Raw genomic sequence first — 17580 nt, 5'->3', positions numbered from 1 at the left:
TTGTGCCGGATCGTTATAGCTGGCAGACGGCATATACCTGCACTGGTATGCTATCAGGAATATTTGATGTCTAACAGTTCAAAATTCTCCGGCAGGAACTGATCCCTGATCTTCTTAAACGGCTGACCGCAATTGAGGAAGAATAAACTCTTCAGTTTTTTGCAGTCCAGCAGTGCTTCCAGATGTTCTATTTTTTTGGAATTGAGTACGTTGACTTCCAGTAGCGCCGGTAAGGTGGTAAATACTGTACAGTCAATCGGTGCTTTGATACTGTTCAGCCATACCATCTGCAATTGTGGTAATTTACTGAGATCATTCACCTCGAAATTCTTCTCTGCACCGAGGATAGATAACGCTTTTAATGGGCTGTTGATGTGAGCAATAAGATCTGTATTCCAGGCAAACTCCACTTCCAGATGCTGTAAACTGGAAAACTTAGCCAGATCATTCAATATGTTTCCTTTTTTGTCCATCCGGAAGTCAAGGTATTCCAGGGCAGGAAAGTGCTCCTGGGATATATTCAGTAAAGAAGGAAGTTCTTTAGATGTAAAAGAGTTAAAAAATGTGAGTGCTTTTAGTGCTGGTAATACAATATCTGGCCATAATGGTAATTTTTTTGTAACCCATTCCCCATGTTCTTCATCATTGGTAATCATCAGTGCTTTTAGGCCCACAGGAAGATCTTCCTGTTTGATTATGGAAAGATATGGTAATGGTATTTCCAGGAAATGTAATTGCTTTAAGTCTTTCACAAATTCCGGAAACTTAAGTTTACTGAGCTGTGCTTTAGTAGGCAATAATCTCAATTCACCAATTTTGTCATAAACAGATGGATCAGGTACCTCATTCCAGGAAAGAACAGTAGCACCATCTTCTTTAAAGACCGATGCTTTTTCCTTACTGCCTATACAATAGACCTCTCTTCCCGAAATAAAATATTCAGCTTTACTTTTTACAATAATGCTCTCTTTTTTTTGCATGTGTCGATGATTATTTACACTTAACAGTTACTCTTCGTTTAGATGCTTTTACATTATATTTTTTAATAAGTTCTTCCGCTGGTACCTTTTTATTACGCGCCTGTATACGTTTGGTAAGGTCATTCAGCATGGTAAGATGTTTATTCTTGGCCTGTTTATCAAACTCCCGCTGTTCATAGTATCTCAATATGTTATTTCGTTCGCTGGGGTCGGTACAGTCTCCAAGGTCTACTTTAACGTACTGCACTTTAGTACCATCCATGTCAAGCAATCGCTGCGCATTCGAATGCCCAAGATCTGAAATACGGGACCTCATACCCTGTTCACCAATCCCCGAACTACCTACATAAGATACATTACCATTGGTGAGAATATAAATACCGGGTGAGTCTGGCAATCCGGCAGGACCAGCCACTAATCCCAGCAGGTCAACCCATGCATTAGGGTCTTTGACATAACTATAGAACTGTAAACCAGCCAGCGGCGCTATGGGGTCCTGACTGATATAAATACCTTCTTCGGGGCTGTAATACCGGTATCTGTTATAATATAGTCCGGTTTCTACATCTTCATACTGTCCCTGATAACGGAATGGTATGAAATCGATAGGCCCTGCTAACTTACGTACCTTTCCATAAATATCCAATTCGCAGGACCAGACCATGTTTCCTTCATCATCATATGCCTGACAGGGCGTACCTAGATGATCTGTGATGACGGAATAGCTGGCGCCTCTACAGATCTTTGCCAGCAGCAGATGTGATTCCGGGTCAAATACCCATGTGGTCAGGTTTTCCGCAGGCACCGGTTCAGGGTCTCTGTACACATTTCCGGTGTCATCGATCACGGTCAGTGGGCGTTCTGCTACATTATAATGCCATTCGTGCAAAGGTTTACCGCCATTCCATACCCAACGTGTGATCTGTTGTCCGAATATTTTGGCCGTTCTTCTTCCCAATGCATCATATTCAAACTGTACCTCCCGCCGGTCAGGACGTATCACTTTTTTCAACATGCCATTACCATACCACTCATATTTCCACAAGGAAAGGTCACGCATCAGTTTTTCTGTAAGATTCCCTTCTGCGTCATAGGAATACCTGGCATCGGCCGTTTCTTTCAGTTGACCACCGCTGGTGTATTTGCGGTCTTTTCTTTCTGTGCTCTTATATAGATTCCCTGTCTTATCAGGCAGGCGATAATCAAACTGTCCGTCTTCATATTGTGCCCAGGCCAGGTTGCCAAAATCATCATGCCCGTATTTGATGCCGTTGCCGCTTTCCAGCGCATTGACAATACTTTTAAGTCTGTCGTTCACATCCCAGCGATAATGCCGGCTACGGGTAATATTTGCGCCGCTGCTTACGGTATGTGTAGCGATCAATCCGGACTGATGATAGGACCGCTTGCTTTTTACGCCACCCGGCAGGGTCCTTTCAATCTCCAGACCCATCAGGTTACGCTCGATATGCATAACCCAGGGATTGATATTACCAGCTGTCTCTGCATGTATACCGGTCAGGTAGCCCGTCTGATCCCTTTGTACTTTGATATCTGCGCCAATAGAACTGCTCACGGCAGTACGCCGGCCCTGTTTATCATATATACTCATGACCTGGTGGCCATCCTGCCATTCTTCTACAATCCTGCCCAGCGCATCTCTTACAAATTTTACGGTGCTGTTTTCGTTCGTTGCTTCTGTAACATGACCATTTCGGTCGTAGCTGTAGATCTCCCAACTGCCATCACTTTGCTCAATGCGGGTCAACAGGCCGATCGCATTGTATTCATAATCGGTATGTTTTCCGCTGTCATAATGGGAATGTATCAGTTTTCCTGTTGCATCACGTTTATAGTGTTTATTCAGACCATCAAAACGTGTTTCTCCGATAATATCTCCCCGCATATCACGTTTGAACCGGAACGTCTCTCCATGCTCGTTTACAATGGAGCTGAGCAGGTCTTCCGTATCATGGATGAAACGAATGGCGGTATTGTTTTCCTCTTTTGATTGCAGATTGCCCAGGGGAGTATAAGTGTACCTGATATCCCGCTGTTTGTCTGTCAATCTGGTCACGTCATCGTATGCATCGTATTGTAAATTGGTACGATTGCCGTCAGCTGCCAGTACTTCAATTATGCGGCCCAGGTTGTCATAACGAAACAACTGTTCCTGTTCTAAAGGATTCACCGTTTTAATACACTGTCCCCATGCATCATATGCCCAGATGGTAGCGCCTCCTTCCGGTAAGGTAAGCGTTGTGAGGTTACAATCTTCGTCATATGCAAATAAGGTAGAGCCGCCCCTGAAGTCTGTTACCTTACTGAGCAGGTTCCGTTCGTTGTATTCAAATAGTTCCAGTGAACCATCTGCGGAAGTCAGCGAGTGCAGCAAGCCATTATGCTGATAATACACATAAGAAGTGCTATTCCCCTGCGCATCTGTTGATACGGCCATATAGCCGTTTTCATCATAGCTGTAGGTGGAAGTACTGGCATCAGGTTGAACGACCGCTGTGAGACGTCCATGTTCATCATAGGTGTATCCTGTCATATCACCTTCTTCATCTATCTCTCTGTATATTTCGAAGTCAGGCGTATACTCTGTGAAAGTGGAATAGCCTAATGGGTCTTTGATCTGATGTACGACATGATCAGGCGTGTAGTAATAGGTTGTTTGCTGATCGAGTGAATTCGTTACAATGTTAAAACCATCTTCAGGATAGTATTCGATATAGCCTTCCAGTAAACCACCATCTCCCCAGGTATGAATACAGCGGTGTTTTTTATCATATGCCCAGTAAAAAGACTGTCCGTTACGGTCTGTCTTTTTAATCATCAGGTGATTGGCGTAAGTAATATGCATGGTTTGTTCCAGTGCGTCTGTTACGGCGATCAGATCACCTTCTTCATTATATGCATAAGAGACCAGGCGTTTTTCCTGTCCTTGATGATGTACGCTGACACTGATGATACGTCCTTCCGCATCACTGCTTATGTGCAGATGTCTGCCGACGCTGTCTATTACCCGTACAAGACTTCCCCGATGGTTATAATGAAAGCTGATGATAAACTGTGCTTTATTATGGATAGCGGACAGGTGATACTGGCGTGCGCCTTCATGTGTCTTACGGAAGGTATAATACAGCCCGTTCTCATGATTGTATACCTGGTATTCGTCAATGTCTGTCCGTTTGAGCGTTAGCCGCTCATGGCGGTTATAATCGCTGTTGCCCACCGCGATCAGCAGATCGAATACAGCGCTTCTGCCATCGCCAAGTAATACGACTGCTGCATCTTCCTGTATAAACTCTTCAACACGCATGTCATAGCTCAGATGTGTGGCATGGCCCAGCAGCCCTTTATGTGGACTATCACTATTCCAGGATCTTTCCCATTTCAATGGAATAGGACCGGGCAATTCAAAGTCCACGCCTTCATTGACCACAATACCCTGTACCAGGTCAACCGGTTCAAACCCCATTTTACAGAGATTCTTACTGAGTTTATTACTACCTATTTTACCTTTTAAGGCATGATTGAATTTAGTAACGGCTTTCCTGCCTAATTTCCCCAGACCTTTCATCAGTGCACCAAATCCGAAGGAAGTGATCAGGTTCATGAGTACACCTGCCCAGTCAGGGATGTATGGTCCGCCGACCATCACTGGTTTCCCGAAGGATAAGGGGATTGAAAATGAAGTAGGCAGATACATGCTGGGGATCGGCTTCAGTTTCTTGCCTGGCTGTAAGGACAGCGGAATACCGATATCGTTGCAGGTCATCAGCATATGTCCGGTAGGACTTAATAGCCTGCCTTCTGCTTTTACTGTTTTACTGCCAAAGAAGTTTACGGAGTCATGTCCGATCATGGGCGCCAGCAGCCAGGGACCACCCATTGGAATATGAAAGAGGATAACAATGATACCACTGGTATCGCTGACACCACGCGGTACATGATTTACTTTTGTGGTCGCACCAAGGAAAGGAATGTAGTCCATGGGATCGATGACGAACCCGATGTAGGGGTGGGGTAGTGGAATGGGAAATCCCAGCAGGATAACAATGTGGATATCAAGCCCGATGACGGGTATGAAATGTTTATTGCTGACCAGCATATGTAATTATTTTTGAGAGGCTACAATGCCTCGGGTTCTTCCATTTCTAATGGCAGGATCAATGGTTCTTTTTTCTTGCGGATATTGTCTACGTCGGCTTTCCAGTCTTCGCCGAAGAGTCGGCCCATTCTTTCGTCTATGTCCCTTATGATATCTTGTTTCCTGTTTACATGTGCATAATCATAGTAGTCCCGCAACAGATAGATGTAGATGGAGGCAGTGATCTCGTCATCCGGCAGATGCCATCCTGCCAGGTAGCCTTTTTCCAGTACATCATAATAACGGCTGCTGTCCTTTCTTCTGCACAATTCAGCAGCCTGGTACCAGGCATTCAGTGCCTGTTGTGAAAATTTATGTTGTTCAGCCAGTTCGGCCTGTTGTATAAACCAGTTGATCGCTTCTGTGAAGCGGCGGCGTATCTGTGCATAAGCGCCATGATAGCCGTAGAACTGTACCATCAGCGGCAGACAGGCTCCGTCTCCCTGCTGGACACCCTGTTTGGAAATGCGTTGACCGCGTTCCAGCAGTTCGGGTATTTTGGGGTCTTTTTTAAAGTGAAACAGCATCCCTGCATACATGATGTGCGCGGTGGCAAACAGTCCTTTGTTCCCGCTGCGTTGCGTGGAGTCCAGTGCCTGTTGTCCCCAGCGATGCAGACGTTGCACGTCCTTATCTTTCATGGCTGCACCCATTTCAAATACACATTTGCGCAGCATGATCTCCGGATCATTTGGATTGCCGGCGGCGGAGAGTTTTTTTATGGCACTGTGCAGGTCTATCGGTACATGGATGCTCAGGAGCATATCCGGAAAATACCTGTCCTGCAGGGCAAAATGATCAGCACCCACGTGATCGATAACCAGTAATTTTACCCCTGCCGGAATTCCTTTTTTAAGCAGGTTACTGATCCAGTTCTTCATGTCTTTTGTACTGCTGACCTGCCGGGGGATCAGTGCCAGTACCAGCTCTTTCCGTTCCTGTGGTAATGCCTGTTTAAAGCTTTGCAGCAGGGATAACAGGGTGTCATCCATCTGGAAGCCCTGTTGCTTTTTCAATGCTTCTCTGTAGGGATCCGGGGCCCATTGAAAAGAAGCTTGTTGCTGTACCTGTGCCAGCAGTTCGGTACTTTTATCGTAAGTATCCAGCCAGTCGCTGATCAGGGCTGCGCTGAAAGTATCTTCATCTTCGAAGGAAGTGAGGTGTGTAACAAACACTTCCGGCAGACTTCCGTGTTCAGAAGATTCCAGTTTGCAGAAACCTTCATAGACACGTGCTTCTTCCGGTTTAATAATGAACCGTACAAATCGCAGGGATGGTTTACCTGCTGTTTTCTCCCGCCATTGCTGCTGTATCTTATTGACCAGTTGCGCTATAGGATTGTGTTCATTCATAGTGATTAATTAACAGTTCAGGTTCAGCATACCGCCAACGATATCCGTGGTCACTTTTCCGTTTACTTTGACGTTGCCTTTGCTACTGTCAATATTCACCACATTTTCACCTGCAGCATAAAAGTTTTTAGTGTCGATATAGAGATTAGAACCACTGGAAACAGTGTTGGCTGATTCTGCCGCAGATGTAATGGTCTTGGCGCCGCTTTCAATATTGTTGGCTGCGTTATCCACCAGGATACTGGCATTCTCTTCACCAATGAATACTTTCTCTGTACCGACGATATGGATTTCTTTGGATTTGAATTCAATTTTATTCGGTGCTTCTACTACGATATGATCTTCCGTTTTCACCGTGATCAGTGTCTGGGAACTGACAGTGATATTGCCTGCACCATCCATGGCCATGCTACTGCCGTTTTTATCCGTTACTGTAATACTTCCGGCTGCATCATTCAGCAGGATGGTATTGCCACTTCTGGTCTTCAGGGCTTTCATATCATTCCCTGAGTTACCATAACTGCTTTTAGCGCCGCCATTATAGGTAGCACCAATGACGAATGGTTGTTCCGGATTACCGCCTTCAAATTCGGTGATAACTTCTTCCCCTACTTCCGGCATGATGAACATACCCTTATCGCCACCCCCTGAAGCGGAGACAACTCTTATCCATGGCGTTGATCCCTGTTGCATCCAGCGGAAACGAACACGTATACGGCCAAGTCCTTTCGGATCGTTGTTTTCAGTCACAACGGCGGATTGGGGTTCTGTGTAAGGAATATTTCCGAGATTGATATGTGGTGTGGCCACATCCGCAGGAATACCCTCAAACATGTTATGGTAGCTACCATTGGCGCCGCAGTAGTGTCTGATATTGGTGATCATGAATTCGCCATGGTGTTGTTCTGTGCCCATGGCAGCTTCTTTGATGCTGACAGTATCACCTATGCGGAAGGATGGATTGGTGCTGCTGCCTTTGATGGTTACCATCTTGGCGAGTTTACCCTTTTTCTGCAGGGTGGTCAGTTTATCCAGCTGCGCTTTGGCACTGCTGTTAAAAGGGTAGTTCATTTTATACAGACCTTCACGACTGTATAACTTGCTGCTCACATCACTCGCGTGTTGTGAGTAAGCATTGAGTTTACCGGTTTCCTTTGATTGTGTGGTATCTTCCACCACTTTATCCTGCCGGTAATCATAGCCATTCAGTTTGGCGTTATTAGGCTTTACAGACAGGGCGATATTGAATTCCAGCAGATCTACCTGATGGGTCAATGTTGCTTTCTGCGGAGCGTATTTACCAAATACTACTTGCTGGCCATCATAGAAGAACCATTCTCCATGGCGTTCAGACAGGCGGCGAATGAATTCGTAGGAAGTTTCCTTGTACTGGACCACGTATTTCTGCGTCTCTTTGGTCTCCGGATTGATAGCTGTTTTCAGCACATTCGGCGGATAACTTTTTACAGTTGCAGATACGATGTCAGACACTGATTTATTTTCGTAGAAGGTGATATGTGGATCATCATCCAGGAGGATACTCGGACTATGTCCACGGATGATACAATGGCCATGCGTGCCATCGCCCATTTTTCCTGTGGTGATGTTGGTAACGACACCTTTAAAGATCAGGTCTTTCACACCAGGCAATTGCTCTGCGGGCGCCACGGTGATCTCGATTTCTTCTCCCAGGAATTTATTCGCAGCGCCGGAGATGCCGCCGCCCAGTTTTTCAAACCAGTCATAGCTCACATATATTTCAAACTCATGATGGTCGTCCAGATACTGTCTCAGTTCGATCGTGTTGAAGGTCTGAAACTGTTGTCCGGCTATGGAGAATGAGGTACTTGTATTCAGTGCCATAATATAAAAATTTGGAATGCAGCGTTGATATCAGATGACTGTGAAAGGTGTGCATCAGCTATCAGCGCCTTAATTTTTATTATGTTTTTCCTTTAGTAACAATGGTCTGTTTAGTTCGCCTTCTACCTGTTGTGGTTGAAGGGCGATATTTTCTCCTTTGAAACTGACATTAAAACTGGAAATGCTGGTGGTTCCCTGTTTATCGGCTGTGACCTGGAACATATTGGATGAGGTGATATTCCATGATCTATAACCGGGTAATCCGTTAATAATGCCATTGGTATCAGTTACTACATCATTGTACAGTAAGGCGCCTTTATCATCATACACGTCAAACTGTTTGCCTTTGAAATAGTAGGAGAGGTAATTATTGGAATGCATCCATAAGGGCGCATTTTTTTCTTCTTTGGGGACAGTAGCCATCTGTATGGAATCTCTTCTGCCATCCGGATAAGCAAGACCTACCCAGAGATCCTGCGGATCGTTATTATGACTGATCAGACTGAAATGTACACTGTCGTATAGTGTTGATTGTCCGCCGGTAAAAATAGGCTTATCCAGCAGCCATTCTTTTCGCTGTCCGGCGTGACTGGTTCCCTTTACAGCAATGGGGAAATTTTCTGCACCATAGGTATAAACGCTGACTTCCTGTTGCTGATTGATCGTCCTGGTACGCAGTGCACTGACCGGACTGAGGTATTTTGTAAAGTCGACTGTTTTCCAGAATGTATCCTGCGGAGGATGTGCTTTACGTGCATCCAGGTATTGTCTGGGCATCCACACGGCGTCTTTCACCGCCACTTTTCCGGTCTGGTTTTGTGCGCAGACGCTGGCGGCTGTGTAGAATAGTGAAAGACATATCAGATAGCATATTTTCATACAGTATTAGTTTACTTCCCAGAACCAGATTTCTTTTACGCGGCTGTCATTGGTATAATCGCCGGTGGCGGTCATGATCTGTGTGTTGACATGATACAGGAGATCGATGTGGTCGCCTGTATTATTGGTACCATAGAAGTCTTTAAAAAAAATGATGCCATTTTTTGACCAGTACTGGTTGGTGAGAAAAGCATTCTTCTGTGTTGCATTGCTGCTCACTACCTGCACTGGTTTACCAAAGTTGCGCCATAGCCAGGTGGCCAGACTTTCTGCTCCTCTGGCGTATCCATGTTTACATTTTGGATCTGTATAGTTTGACAGGGTGATACCGGCTTTGATGAGGCAATAAGACATACGGATGGCGCACTGATTTTCATAGTGATAGAATCCGTTCTTATCCTTTTCATCACATGGCATGGCATGTGCACTTCCGGCCGGTGCCTGGGAATCGTGTGGATAACTGCTCCATAATGTACTGAAAGCAGGGAATTTTTTCAGGGCCATGAGTACAATGTTTTAATCAGTGATCACATGATATATCGGGGTAACAAAACAGCCGGCAGGATCCTTATCAGGACTGCGGCCAGGGGTTTTTAAACACGGAACTGCCCAGCTGTACTTCTCTGGCTGACAGTACCATTTTGATCTGCATCGGAACGTCGCCTGCTGCTTTGAAATGCTCTTCATATTCTACACAGTAGGCATCAGTGAATTTTAATTCCTTCATTTTTGACATGGCGTCACGGCGATAAAAAACAATGCTGCCACTTTTGGTCTGCGTGTTGGATACCATCCAGTCGAAGAGGTTTGTATTACCATCTGATTCAACCAACACGGTTACAGCGCCTCCTGTCGGACGGGCAGCGGGTTTTCCGTTGTGGTCTGTGTGTTGTGCAAAAGAAAAGTGGCAATCCAAAACATTGAGTTCTTCTCCGTCTATACGCATAACTGCTTTAAATGACATATCCTTGAGGTTTTGCTTGATTAATATGGTATTAGTAATGAAATTTTTATGGGCAGCAAATGAAAGTGTACATGGAAATTGGGGACCGGATTAACTGCTTCAGCAAGCGGCAGGTTTTTCCATAGTTACTAAAATTCAAGTGCCGGATTAACGTTTATAACTATTCAATTAAAGATACATGGTCAATGCGAAAATAAATATTCCGGGACATATTGTGAATTATTTTATCAAAAAAAACAGATTAAAAAAGATGTTACTGTTCTGTTTGCTGAGGTTGTGGAAGTTCGCGTACCGGGATTTTTACTAAGCAGAAACTATAGGGTGAGTGTGTTGGGGAAACATGTAATTTAGTCTATATTGGGTAAGGATTCGGTTTGATATTGTTTAGATATTTATTATCCTTCGTTAATCCTTCGTTCCATGAACGAAGGATTAACGAAGGATAATAAAACATAAAAGAAGATCAGGCCATTATCCGGCTATCGGAAAAGAGTATCCGGGCGATCTCTCCGCCCACCAGGTCTGCCATTGTTTCATTACCAGCCAGTATACCTGTGTCCGTTTGCAGAGAATAGGGAAACCCTTCCATAGTTCTGACAACTCCACCGGCCTCTTCCACCATCAATGCGCCAGCCAGCCAGTCATAGGCATCATCTCCCAGTTCCCAGAAAGCATCTATCCGGCCTGCGGCAACATAAGCCAGTTGCAAAGAGGAGGGACCCATCATCCGCACAGCCCCTGCCCGCGGTAACAGGGTTTCCAGTGTATAAAGGAGCTGTCGCACTTCTTTTTCGGCTTTATCCGGTTGATTGGGATGGGCAGTTACCAGGATCGCATCGCTGAGTCTGTTACGTATATTCACAGACAGCTTTTCTCCATTCATCCAGGCGCCCTGCCCCCGGAGCGCAGTAAATAATTCATCTCTTACGGCATCGTAGATCACAGAGAATACTGCCAGTCCGTTTTCAATCAATGCAAGGGAGATACACCAGGGAGAGAATCCCTGCAGGAAATGAATGGCTCCGTCCAGCGGGTCGGATACCCAGTAACGGTCACCCAGGGCAGGATCTTTTTGCTGATGGGGATCAAACTCCGCCTCTGACCAGGGGATATCCGGTGCGATGGCCAGTAAGCCCTCCCGGATGATGTTGGTGCAAAGGGTGTTCACTTTCTTAAACTGGAGCAGCATTTCCTGTTTATTCCATGCCTTCACGGAGGGGACCTCCTTTTTTATGCTGTTTCCGGCCTTTTTAATGACCTCACTGCTTTGTATAAGTAAAGTATTCATCTTTCTTTTTAACAGCAAAGAAAGGCAGGAAAAAAGGGTAGGAATTGGAGTTGGGAAGGAAGGTATTGGACTATTCGTGGAATTTGCTCCTGAAGTTGCCCGGGGTATCACCGGTCAGTTTTCGGAAGAGGCGGGAAAAATAGGTATGGTCCTCATATCCCAGTTCCCAGGCGATGGTCTTGACAGGTTTGTCCGTATAGTACAGGAGGCGTTTGGCCGCATTTAACATGGCGTACTGTCGCCAGTAGGTCAGTGGATAACCGGTGGTTTCTCTGACACAATCATTCAGATGGGCAGGCGTAATATGCATCTGCTGGGCAAAGAAAGCGGGTGTCTGCGCCGCATTTTCCTGTTGCAGCAGTTGCATGAACTGACGGGTGATGGCGGCAGCCTGACGGATGTTTGGTGCCCCGTTTTCCAGGATACATTCAAATTCGGGCAATATCCGGTGAAAAAGCGCATCGCTCAGCCCTTTCATAATAGCTGGCTTATAACGGGCAGGACAGGCGGTAGTATTAAAAGCAGCCTGTAACGTGATCAACATCTGTATCAGATCCCCGGCATCATGGAGCGGTGCATATTGCTGCTTTATCTGCAGGCTCTGAAAAGCAACTGCCAGTGTATCCGGTATCAGAAAGGGCGCGGTAGAAACGATCCATCCTTTTGCCTCATGCACTTCATGTGCAAAATGCACCTGTAAGGGTTTGATCACCATCATGGCCGGGGCCGTGCAGTGAAATACTTCGCCCTCCAGCTCCATTGTGCCGAATCCTTCCGTCAGGATCATTACCAGGTAATGATCATCCTGATGGGGCATCGTGGCATAGGAAATATCCTCCGGGATATCTTCGATGACCAGACCGCCAATATTGGATGGCTCCAGTGAATAGAAAGGAAGCTGATTTTTCATGCCTGGTAAAAATAGGCATATTCATCGGGGAATCGGGGTCGGATCGGGAAAAAGAAAAGCCGGACCATGAAGATCCGGCTCTTTTCAGTTGCTATGTTGTGTTATTACGGTACGATAATCGTCTTCGTTTCCTGGGTATGCGCACTGAAATAACCAATCGCATTTCCCTTGATATTGCTCACAGGATTCGCTGGTGTAGCGGAATTGCTTTCACCGGTTGCACTGTTGCTCAGACTGAAGAAATATTTATAAACATCCGCATCAATGTTCATCATGTCCACGGTCACTTCATCTTTAGAATGGATCTTCAGCGTTTCGTCATCATCATCCTGGCCCAGGATGTAAAGACGTGCGTTGATCTCATTGCCATTGGTCAGATCATCATTTCTCACCCAGTAACTCTTGATCATTTTGCCATTGATATACTGACGGAAACGGTAATAGTTAGTCTCCGCTGCGGGATCTCTGAAGTTGACATTGGCGATCTTTGTCATATCGCCAAAGAGGTCTTCTTCAACAATTGATAATGCATCAAAAGGGACTTTTGAAGGCATCTTTGAAGTAGCCGTATATTGTTCTCCATCCACCGTAACCAGCAGTCCGTAGGTAGTACCGCTTACGCCTGACAGCTCAGAGGCAATGTAAACACCTGTTTCTGCCGTCTCTGTCAGCAGGGTGGTATCTGTACCACTCCAGATCTGTACTCTGGCGCCGGATACACCGTTGAAGTCATTATTTGAATCGAACGTTTTTGTACGACTGATCTTTACGCTGCATGCGCCTTTGCTGTCAGTCAGCACACCTTCGATCACCAGCTTGTTGTCATTACCGTTCAGGTTGAGATCGATCTCTTTTTCACAGGCTGTGCCCAACAACAGCGCCGAGCCTAGTAAAGTATATATTAAACTGTTACGCATGGTTATTAGAACTTAAAGTTGTAAGAGATAGAAGGAATGAATTTGAATAATGCGGTCTGTTTAGCCACCGTCTTGGTCGGATCATCCTTGCTGTCTTCAAATGTGATGGTATATGCATTCTCTCTGCCATAAGCATTATAGAGACTGAAAGCGAGTTCAGAAGACCAGCGTTTACGTTTCTTCAGCTGTAAGGTAGCGCCGAGGTCCAGACGGTGATAGTTTGGCATACGGTAAGCATTACGGCCGGTATAGTAGTAAACTGTTTGTCCGTCTACATTGTATTTACCGGAAGGATAGGTCACTGCATCACCGGTATAATAGATCCAGTTAGCAGAGAGTGTCCATTTAGGGCTCAGCTGATAGATCGCAACGATCGCAACGTCATGCGTTCTGTCCTGACGGGCATTGTACCATTCGTTGTTATTGATACCGTCGATCTTTCTTTCGGTTTTTGACAGCGTATAGCTCACCCAACCATTGAACTTGCCCACTCTCTTTTTGAACAACCACTCAATACCATAAGCGCGTCCTTTACCAAACAAAAGTTCAGATTCGATCGCATTGCTGACAGAGTTTACATTAGCACCATCACGGTAATCTATCTGGTTCTGCAATGATTTGTAATAGGTCTCAACTGTCAGTTCATAGTCGCCACCAAAGAGGTCTTTGTAGTAACCGATGGAGAACTGGTCAGAGATTTCCGGTTTGATAATATTGGTGCTGGCCACCCATTTATCGGTCGGACTGCTGGTGGTACTGTTGGAGATCAGGTGCAGGTTCTGTGTATTACGTACATAGGAACCTTTCACAGAAGAGGTCGCATTCAGTTTATAGCTGATTGCCAGTCTCGGTTCCAGGTTGACATAAGTTTTTACGAAATCACCTTTCTTATAGTGCAGGGTATCCAGGATCTTACCATCCTGGTCGATATTGAAGAAATCACCTTTACCCAGGACACTGAAAGAAGATACGCGCAGGCCGTAGGTCATGCTAAGCGCTTCAGACATTTTCCAGCTGTCAGTTGCATATACGGCATTCTCCCAGGAGTAGCGGTCTTCCAGAGATCTGGCGTTGATCTGAGAGGTCTCAGAGGTTGTTACCTGACCTGGAGTGATCGTATGATAGATGGTGTTGAAACCAAAACGGATGTTATGACTGGAAGAAGGATACCACTGGAACTCCTGTTTCAGGTTATAATCCCTGATCTTGGAATAGATATCTGCATTTACCGAACCACTGTTGATAGATACTGTATAGTCGTAGTTACTGTATATCAGGGAGGTGTTGGAGAATAACTTGTTACTGAAAATGTGGTTCCAGCGGAGAGTACCGGTGGTATTACCCCATGACAGACCGAAGAGGTCACCTACACCCAGTTTATCCTTTCCGAAATAACCGGAGAGATACAGTTTATCCTTATCGCCCAGTTCATAGTTCATCTTGGCGTTGATATCGTAGAAGTAGAGCTTATTGTTATTGATACTGGAGTCGTTTGACAATTTCAGGAACACGTCCGCATACGTTCTGCGGCCGGTTACCAGGAAAGAGGATTTATCCTTCTGGATAGGACCTTCTACGTTCAGTTTAGCGGAGATGAGGCCGATACCGCCACTTACGCCAAAATCCTGGTTATTACCATCATTCATCTTGATATCCAGTACGGAAGACAGTCGGCCGCCATATTGTGCAGGCATACCACCTTTATACACAGCGATATCCTTGATAGCGTCTGAGTTGAATGTGGAAAAGAAGCCCAGCAGGTGAGAGGCGTTATATACGGGTGCTTCATCCAGCAGGATCAGGTTCTGGTCGGCAGCGCCACCACGAACGTACATACCTGCGTTACCATCACCGGCTGATTTGATACCGGGTAGTAACTGGATAACTTTAATCGCGTCTCTTTCACCGAGGAGAACGGGTACATTCTTCATCTCCTTGGCAGTCAGCTTCTCCAGACCCATCTGTGGGGCGGCGAGGCTTCTTTTGGTGCTGGTGCCGGTAATGGTTACAGCGCCCAGGGCAACGGATTCATCTTCCAGAGATATGTTAATGATGGTGTCTTTCCGCAGGGTAAACTCCAGGCTGTTTGTCTGAAGGCCCATAGAAGTAAATTCGAGCTTGTGTTTGCCATCTGTGATGGTGATGGAATAGAACCCATATTCGTTTGTGGTGGTTCCTCCGCCACCGCTGACTCTTACGGTAGCGCCGATCAGGGTTTCTCCTTTGGCTTTGGATTTAATGGTTCCGCTAATTGTGTGTTTCTGCTGTGCCGTGGCTTGCAGGGCCATCAGCGAGACAGCAATCAGCAACAATTTTGATTTCATCCGGTTTAAAATTTAGTGCGAAACAAATAATAATTATCTGATATGCAAAAAGTAGTCGGGCTGAAACAGACAAATTTACCGCTGAATCGGACAGGGAAAAGTTGAGCCGTCCGGTTTGTAGTGTGTAATTTGCAGTCTGAAGCACATGAAAAATATACCTGTCAGAAGCCTTGTACGCGTGAGCCTGATCGCACCTTTATGTATTGCCATTCTGGTGGGGCTAACTTCGTCTGCCAAAGAATACGCCCTTAACACTGTTCTGCTTAAGTCTGCATTGATGTACATCGTGATTTTTTTTATGGGGATGTACAATTTAGGGCTTATGTTATGGCTGGCTTCCCGTTTACAATATGGTTCCCGTAACTACAAGATAATCAGAATCATCCTGAGTTTCACCGGAGCAGCATTATTTAATTATTTGTTGTTCAGAGGAATACTGTATTCGAGCCTGCATACCTACCTGATACCGGACTGGTACGATCAGGTCAAAAATAAGATGATCTGGCCGATGTTGTTCCTGTTACATGGCCTGGTAGTGAACGTGCTGGTATTCATTCTCCATAATTATATCACCTTACTACATGCCAAGAACCATACAGAACTGGAAAATGCCCGTCTGAAGTTTGCTAATACGGAGGCGATCAACCAGTTATTACGGCAGCAGATACACCCGCATTTTCTGTTTAACGCATTAAATACGTTGAAGTCGCTGATCCGCCGTCATCCGGAAAAGGCGGAAGAATACCTGATCCACCTGTCTGATTTTTTAAGGGCGAGTATTTCCAAGGGGCAGCGGGATATTATTTCATTAAAGGATGAGCTGAAACTCAGCTCTGATTACCTGGAAATGCAGAAGATGAGGGTGGGAGAGGCGTTGCGGTTTGAGATAAGAGTAGATCAGCAGTCATTATCCAACAAATGGCTACCGGCGTTCTCATTACAACCTTTACTGGAAAATGCGATCAAACATAATGTACTGACAGCGGAAGATCCGCTTTATCTTTCGGTGATACAGGAAGGAGAATATCTGAAAGTGGTGAATAATCTACAGGTCAAGCACCAGACGGAGGCATCAACAGGCAGTGGACTGATGAATCTGACAGAACGTTACCGGATGCTGGCAGGAGAGGATATCATGATTGAGGATGACGGGAAAACATTCACCGTAAAAATTAAAATTTTGCAACATGCAGGTAGTCATCATAGAGGATGAGGAGTTGACAGCAGAGGACCTGCGGGAGAGTATCCAGAAACTGGATGATACGGTACAGGTAACAGCTATGCTGAAATCAGTCAAGGAGGCGGTCGCATATTTCAGAACGCACGAAATGCCCGATCTGATATTCAGTGATATCCAGTTGGGCGACGGGGAGAGTTTTGATATTTACAGGAATGTGGAGGTAACGGCGCCGATCATCTTTTGCACAGCGTATGATGAATATGCGTTGCAGGCATTTAAAGCGAATGGTATTGAATATATTCTGAAACCATTTACGGATGCTACTATTGCGGATGCACTCAGAAAATACAATACCCTGCGTCGTAGTTTTACCATAAAAGAAACCGGCGCCGGCAATGCGCTTGACGTTGTATATGAGCATGCGCCCAAACCAGCAGCAATACTTGTCCACTACAAGGATAAGATCGTCCCTGTAAGACTGGATAGTATAGCGTTGTTTTATATCGAAAGGGAGACTTTATGTCTGATGACTTTCGATCGTCAGCACTATTATCTCAAGAAATCACTGGAGGAGGCTGAGCAGCTGTGCGGAGATATTTTCTTCCGTGTGAACAGGCAGTTTCTTGTGAACCGTAAAGCCATAAAAGATGCGTCACATTACCTGTCGCGCAAGTTATGTGTTAATCTGAACGTGTCTTTTAGGGAAGTGATTACGGTCAGCAAGGAAAAGACCCCTCAGTTTTTATCCTGGCTGGGAGAGCGTTGAT

At 45.5% G+C, this 17580-nt stretch carries 13 protein-coding genes; 2 read left to right on the top strand and 11 right to left on the bottom strand.

What is annotated here, in order from left to right; genetic code table 11:
• Positions 1-53 precede the first annotated feature (53 nt).
• The 11 genes from BMZ72_RS29125 to BMZ72_RS29075 all read right to left on the bottom strand — a co-directional run bounded on the left by BMZ72_RS29125 (position 54) and on the right by BMZ72_RS29075 (position 15633).
• Positions 54-980 carry a hypothetical protein gene (locus tag BMZ72_RS29125; protein ID WP_089813729.1) on the bottom strand — a complete coding sequence of 309 codons (927 nt, stop codon included), beginning with the start codon at positions 978-980 and terminating at the stop codon, positions 54-56.
• Positions 981-990: 10 nt separating this feature from the next.
• Positions 991-5097: an RHS repeat-associated core domain-containing protein gene (locus BMZ72_RS29120; protein WP_089813727.1), complete on the bottom strand. Its 4107-nt coding sequence runs from the start codon at positions 5095-5097 to the stop codon at positions 991-993.
• 20 nt (positions 5098-5117) lie between these two features.
• The gene (locus BMZ72_RS29115) at positions 5118-6488 is read right to left on the bottom strand and encodes a hypothetical protein (RefSeq protein WP_089813725.1); all 1371 of its coding nucleotides are present in this window, start codon (positions 6486-6488) and stop codon (positions 5118-5120) included.
• Positions 6489-6497: 9 nt separating this feature from the next.
• On the bottom strand, positions 6498-8351 hold the full coding sequence (locus BMZ72_RS29110) for a type VI secretion system Vgr family protein (RefSeq protein WP_089813723.1): 1854 nt from the start codon (positions 8349-8351) through the stop codon (positions 6498-6500).
• Between the two features lie 69 nt (positions 8352-8420).
• Positions 8421-9230 (bottom strand): hypothetical protein, encoded by an 810-nt coding sequence (locus BMZ72_RS29105; RefSeq protein WP_089813721.1) that lies wholly within the window; start codon positions 9228-9230, stop codon positions 8421-8423.
• Positions 9231-9236: 6 nt separating this feature from the next.
• Positions 9237-9734 carry a type VI secretion system amidase effector protein Tae4 gene (locus BMZ72_RS29100; RefSeq protein WP_089813719.1) on the bottom strand — a complete coding sequence of 166 codons (498 nt, stop codon included), beginning with the start codon at positions 9732-9734 and terminating at the stop codon, positions 9237-9239.
• Positions 9735-9801: 67 nt separating this feature from the next.
• Entirely contained in the window at positions 9802-10194 is a 393-nt protein-coding gene (gene tssD / locus BMZ72_RS29095) for a type VI secretion system tube protein TssD (protein WP_089813716.1), read from the bottom strand.
• A 463-nt stretch (positions 10195-10657) separates the two neighbouring features.
• Positions 10658-11482, bottom strand: coding sequence for an inositol monophosphatase family protein (locus BMZ72_RS29090; protein ID WP_089813714.1), 825 nt, complete (start codon positions 11480-11482; stop codon positions 10658-10660).
• A gap of 70 nt (positions 11483-11552) precedes the next feature.
• Positions 11553-12392 (bottom strand): helix-turn-helix domain-containing protein, encoded by an 840-nt coding sequence (locus tag BMZ72_RS29085; protein WP_089813712.1) that lies wholly within the window; start codon positions 12390-12392, stop codon positions 11553-11555.
• 104 nt (positions 12393-12496) lie between these two features.
• Positions 12497-13309: a DUF4249 domain-containing protein gene (locus tag BMZ72_RS29080; protein WP_089813710.1), complete on the bottom strand. Its 813-nt coding sequence runs from the start codon at positions 13307-13309 to the stop codon at positions 12497-12499.
• Positions 13310-13314: 5 nt separating this feature from the next.
• Positions 13315-15633 (bottom strand): TonB-dependent receptor, encoded by a 2319-nt coding sequence (locus BMZ72_RS29075; protein WP_089813708.1) that lies wholly within the window; start codon positions 15631-15633, stop codon positions 13315-13317.
• A gap of 145 nt (positions 15634-15778) precedes the next feature.
• On the opposite strand from BMZ72_RS29075, the gene BMZ72_RS29070 reads away from it, so the two are divergent.
• Positions 15779-16846: a sensor histidine kinase gene (locus BMZ72_RS29070; RefSeq protein WP_089813706.1), complete on the top strand. Its 1068-nt coding sequence runs from the start codon at positions 15779-15781 to the stop codon at positions 16844-16846.
• The gene (locus tag BMZ72_RS29065; RefSeq protein ID WP_089813704.1) at positions 16821-17579 is read left to right on the top strand and encodes a LytR/AlgR family response regulator transcription factor; all 759 of its coding nucleotides are present in this window, start codon (positions 16821-16823) and stop codon (positions 17577-17579) included. Before BMZ72_RS29070 ends, BMZ72_RS29065 begins: the two co-directional genes overlap by 26 nt.
• Position 17580: the final 1 nt, after the last annotated feature.

Source organism: Chitinophaga sp. YR627 (genome assembly GCF_900114995.1).
Taxonomy (GTDB): domain Bacteria; phylum Bacteroidota; class Bacteroidia; order Chitinophagales; family Chitinophagaceae; genus Chitinophaga.
The sequence above is the reverse complement of the archived record's forward strand: the minus strand, read 5'-3'. Positions and strand labels throughout refer to the sequence as shown.

Bases quoted from the DNA above. Each gene is read 5' to 3' on its own strand.
- BMZ72_RS29125 (WP_089813729.1), bottom strand. From the start codon at position 980: ATGCAAAAAAAAGAGAGCATTATTGTAAAAAGTAAAGCTGAATATTTT.
- BMZ72_RS29120 (WP_089813727.1), bottom strand. From the start codon at position 5,097: ATGCTGGTCAGCAATAAACATTTCATACCCGTCATCGGGCTTGATATC.
- BMZ72_RS29115 (WP_089813725.1), bottom strand. From the start codon at position 6,488: ATGAATGAACACAATCCTATAGCGCAACTGGTCAATAAGATACAGCAG.
- BMZ72_RS29110 (WP_089813723.1), bottom strand. From the start codon at position 8,351: ATGGCACTGAATACAAGTACCTCATTCTCCATAGCCGGACAACAGTTT.
- BMZ72_RS29105 (WP_089813721.1), bottom strand. From the start codon at position 9,230: ATGAAAATATGCTATCTGATATGTCTTTCACTATTCTACACAGCCGCC.
- BMZ72_RS29100 (WP_089813719.1), bottom strand. From the start codon at position 9,734: ATGGCCCTGAAAAAATTCCCTGCTTTCAGTACATTATGGAGCAGTTAT.
- tssD (WP_089813716.1), bottom strand. From the start codon at position 10,194: ATGTCATTTAAAGCAGTTATGCGTATAGACGGAGAAGAACTCAATGTT.
- BMZ72_RS29090 (WP_089813714.1), bottom strand. From the start codon at position 11,482: ATGAATACTTTACTTATACAAAGCAGTGAGGTCATTAAAAAGGCCGGA.
- BMZ72_RS29085 (WP_089813712.1), bottom strand. From the start codon at position 12,392: ATGAAAAATCAGCTTCCTTTCTATTCACTGGAGCCATCCAATATTGGC.
- BMZ72_RS29080 (WP_089813710.1), bottom strand. From the start codon at position 13,309: ATGCGTAACAGTTTAATATATACTTTACTAGGCTCGGCGCTGTTGTTG.
- BMZ72_RS29075 (WP_089813708.1), bottom strand. From the start codon at position 15,633: ATGAAATCAAAATTGTTGCTGATTGCTGTCTCGCTGATGGCCCTGCAA.
- BMZ72_RS29070 (WP_089813706.1), top strand. From the start codon at position 15,779: ATGAAAAATATACCTGTCAGAAGCCTTGTACGCGTGAGCCTGATCGCA.
- BMZ72_RS29065 (WP_089813704.1), top strand. From the start codon at position 16,821: ATGCAGGTAGTCATCATAGAGGATGAGGAGTTGACAGCAGAGGACCTG.